The sequence below is a fragment of the Streptomyces sp. NBC_01551 genome (assembly GCF_026339935.1).
Classification (GTDB): domain Bacteria; phylum Actinomycetota; class Actinomycetes; order Streptomycetales; family Streptomycetaceae; genus Streptomyces.
Map to the genome: position 1 here is coordinate 1 of NZ_JAPEPX010000016.1, position 3,522 is coordinate 3,522.

Annotated in this window: 2 protein-coding genes; both read right to left on the reverse strand. The window is 74.4% G+C overall.

The window, feature by feature from the left end; genetic code table 11:
* A partial coding sequence (locus tag OG982_RS30855) for a polyketide synthase (protein ID WP_266950274.1) occupies window positions 1–523 on the reverse strand: 523 nt, incomplete at its 3' end.
* A gap of 135 nt (window positions 524–658) precedes the next feature.
* Window positions 659–3,522 (reverse strand): SDR family NAD(P)-dependent oxidoreductase (locus OG982_RS30860; protein ID WP_266950276.1); only part of this gene is annotated, 2,864 nt, incomplete at its 5' end.

Consider the following 3,522-nt stretch of genomic DNA (forward strand, 5'->3'; position numbering starts at 1 on the left):
GGCCCGACAGCACGCTCGTCGCGCCACCCGTCAGCAGCAGCCCTTCGAGCCCTTCCGGAACCTCCCTCAGGTCGGCCCCGTACCCCATGGCGCCCGCGCCGATGTACACGCCGGTACGGCTGCCGCGCACGGAGGCCGGATCGATCCCGGCCCGCTCGAACACCTCCCACGAGGTTTCCAGGATCTGGCGCTGCTGCGGGTCCATGGCGAGGGCCTCGCGCGGCGATATGCCGAAGAATCCGGGGTCGAACACGGTGGCGTCGGTGAGGAATCCGCCGCCCGTGTTGTAGAAGGTGCCTTTGCGGTCGGGGTCGGGATCGGCGAGGGAGGCGATGTCCCAGCCGCGGTCCCCGGGGAATCCGGTGATGGCGTCACCGCCCTGGGAGACCAGTCGCCACAGGTCCTCGGGGGACCGTACCCCGTCGGGGAAACGGCAGCTCATCGCGACGATGGCGATGGGCTCGTGGGCGTCCTGCTCGACCTCCTGGAGACGGCGGCGGGCCCGCCGCAGCTCCGTGGTCATCCACTTCAGGTTTTCGAGAAGCTTTTCTTCGTTCGCGCCGGCCACTGGAACGTCACCTCCTGGAGAAATGGGGAATGCATACGGGATTCGGAATCGGCTGGAAACGCCGATCGGGCATCGGATCGGGCATCAGGTTCAGGCTTTTCCGAATTCGTTGTTGATGATGTCGAAGAGGTCCTCGGCGGACGCCGATTCGATGGCGTTCTCCTCGTCCTCCAGGGCGTGGGCGGCAGCCCGGTCCGTTCCGTTCCAGTTCGCCAGGAGCGCTTCGAGGCGTGCCGTCACGCGGGCGCGTTCGGCGGCGTCGTCCTCGGGGACCGACGTCAGGAGGAACTCCAGCTTGTCGATCTCCGCGAGCGCCGGGAGCGCGGGCGCCGTGTCCTCGCCGAGGAGTTCGGCGCGCAGGTGCGCGGCCAGGGCGGCGGGCGTCGGGTGGTCGAAGACGAGGCCGGCGGGCAGCCGCAGCCCGGTGGCCGAGCCGAGGCGGGTGCGCAGTTCGACCGCGGTGAGCGAGTCGAAGCCGAGCTCCTTGAACGCGCGGCCCGCCTCGACCGAGCCTGCCCCGTCGTGCCCGAGGACCGCGGCGACGTGCCTACGGACCAGGCCGAGCAGGATCCGTTCGGCCTCGTCTGCGCCCGTGCCGCGCAACTCGGCCACCAGCCGGGCCGCTTCGCCGGCATCTCCGTCGCCACCGGTGCCGGTGCCGGTGCCGGAGCCGGAGCCGTGCTGCTCCGCGGCGACTGCGCGGCGTACCTCGGGGAGGTCGGCGATGAGCGGGCGCGGCCGGGCCGCCGTGAAGGCCGGGACGAACAGCTCCCAGTCGACGTCGGCGACGGTCACGGTCGTGTCGTCCGCGTCCAGCGCCTGCTGGAGGGCGGCGATCGACAGCTCGGGGGCCATCACCGGCAGGCCTCGGCGGCGCAGCTGCTGGGCCGCCTCGTCGTCGGCGACCAGCCCGCCCTCGCCCCACGGACCCCAGGCCACGGCGGTGGCCGTCAGCCCGCGGTCCCGGCGCCGCTGCGCCAGGGCGTCGAGGTGGGCGTTGGCGGCCGCGTAGGCGCCCTGGCCTCCGCTGCCCCAGACACCGGCGATGGAGGAGAAGAGCACGAACGCGTCGAGCTCCGTGTCCCCGAGCAGCTCGTCGAGGTGTTCGGCGCCCGCGACCTTCGCGGAGAGGACGGCGGCGACATCGCCCGCACCGGTCTCGGCGAGCGGCGCGAACTGGCCGACGCCCGCCGTGTGGAAGACCGCGGTCAGGCCGGGGCCGGAGGTGTCGTCGCGCAGGGCGGCGAGCAGCTCGCCGACGGACTCCCGGTCGGCCACGTCGCACGCGACGACCGTGGCCCGCGCACCGAGCGCGGAGACCTCCGCGACCAGCGCCTCGACCCCGGGTGCCCGCGGCCCGCGCCGGCCGGCCAGCACCAGGTGCTCGGCACCGTGAGCGGCGAGCCAGCGGGCCACGTGACCGCCGAGTGCGCCCGTGCCGCCGGTGACCAGGACGGTGCCGCGGGGCCGCCAGGGGGCGCGCTCCGCCGCTCCGTCGCCGCTCGCGACGGCCGCCGGGGCGGCGTGCCCGATGCGGCGGGCGAGGAGACCGGCGGACCGTACGGCGAGCTGGTCCTCGTACCCGTCATTCCCGCCGGCGAGTACGTCGAGCAGCCGGTCGAGCGCCCGGGCGTCCACGCTGCCGGGCAGGTCCACCAGACCACCCCAGCGTTCGGGGTGTTCCAGGGCGACGACCCGGCCGAAGCCCCAGACCTGCGCCTGCGTCGCGCTCCGTACCCGGTCGGAGGGGCCGGTCGCGACCGCCCCGGAGGTCACGCACCACAGCGGGGCGTCGACCTCGGCGTCGCCGAGGGCCTGGACGAGCGTCCCGGTCAGCAGCAGCCCGGCCGGCGCCGCCGGATGGGCCGGGTGCGGGGCCTCGGCGAGCGCCAGCAGGGACAGCACCCCGTCGGCGCGGTTGCCGGCGAGGGCCGTACGCAGCCGGTCGGCCACGGCGGCGCGGTCGGTGGTGGCCGCGTCCAGCGCGACCTCCCGTACGTCCGCGCCTCCTGCCCGGAGGGCGTCCGCGATCCCGGGGAGCTCGGGCTCGGCGCCGGTCGCCGCGGTGACCACCAGCCAGGTGCCGGCGGGGCGGGCGGTGCCGTTTGGATGGCCGAGCGGCTTCCAGGTGACCCCGTAGCGCCAGCCGTCGACGACCGACCGCTCCGCGCTCCGGCGCCGCCAGGCGGACAGCGCCGGGAGCAGCGCGCTCAGCGGCTGGTCGGCATCGATCTCGAGGGTGGAGGCGAGGGCGGCGAGGTCCGCGTTGTCGACGGCCTCCCAGAACGCCGCGTCCACCGCACCGCCGGTCGAGCCCGCACCGGAGTCGACCACCGCCGGGCGCGGAGCCTCCTCCAGCCAGTAGCGCTGGCGCTGGAAGGGGTAGGTGGGCAGGTCGACCCGCTGGGCGCCGGTTCCGGTGAAGTACGCCGTCCAGTCGACGGTGACGCCGTGGGCATGGGCCCGGGCGAGGGCCGTGGTGACGGCCTCGGCCTCGGGGCGGCCCTTGCGGAGCGCGGGTACGAAGACGGCGTCGTGCTCAATGCAGTCCTGAGCCAGGGCCGACAGCACACCGTCGGGGCCCAGCTCGACGTACGTGGTGACTCCGGCGGCCTCCAGGGCGCGGATCCCGTCGAGGAAGCGGACGGCCTCGCGGACGTGCCGGACCCAGAACTCGGCCGAGGCCATCTCGTCCGTGACGAGGGCACCGGTCAGATTCGACACGACCGGGATACGCGCCGGCTCGTACGTGATCCCCTCCGCCACCTTGCGGAAGTCGGCCAGCATGCCGTCCATGTGCGGGGAGTGGAAGGCGTGGCTGACGGTGAGGCGCTTGGACTTGCGCCCGGGGAAGGACGCCACGATCGCGGTCGCCGCGTCCTCGTCGCCGGCCACCACGACGGCCTGCGGGCCGTTGATCGCCGCGATGCTGACGCGATCGGTGAGCAGCGGCA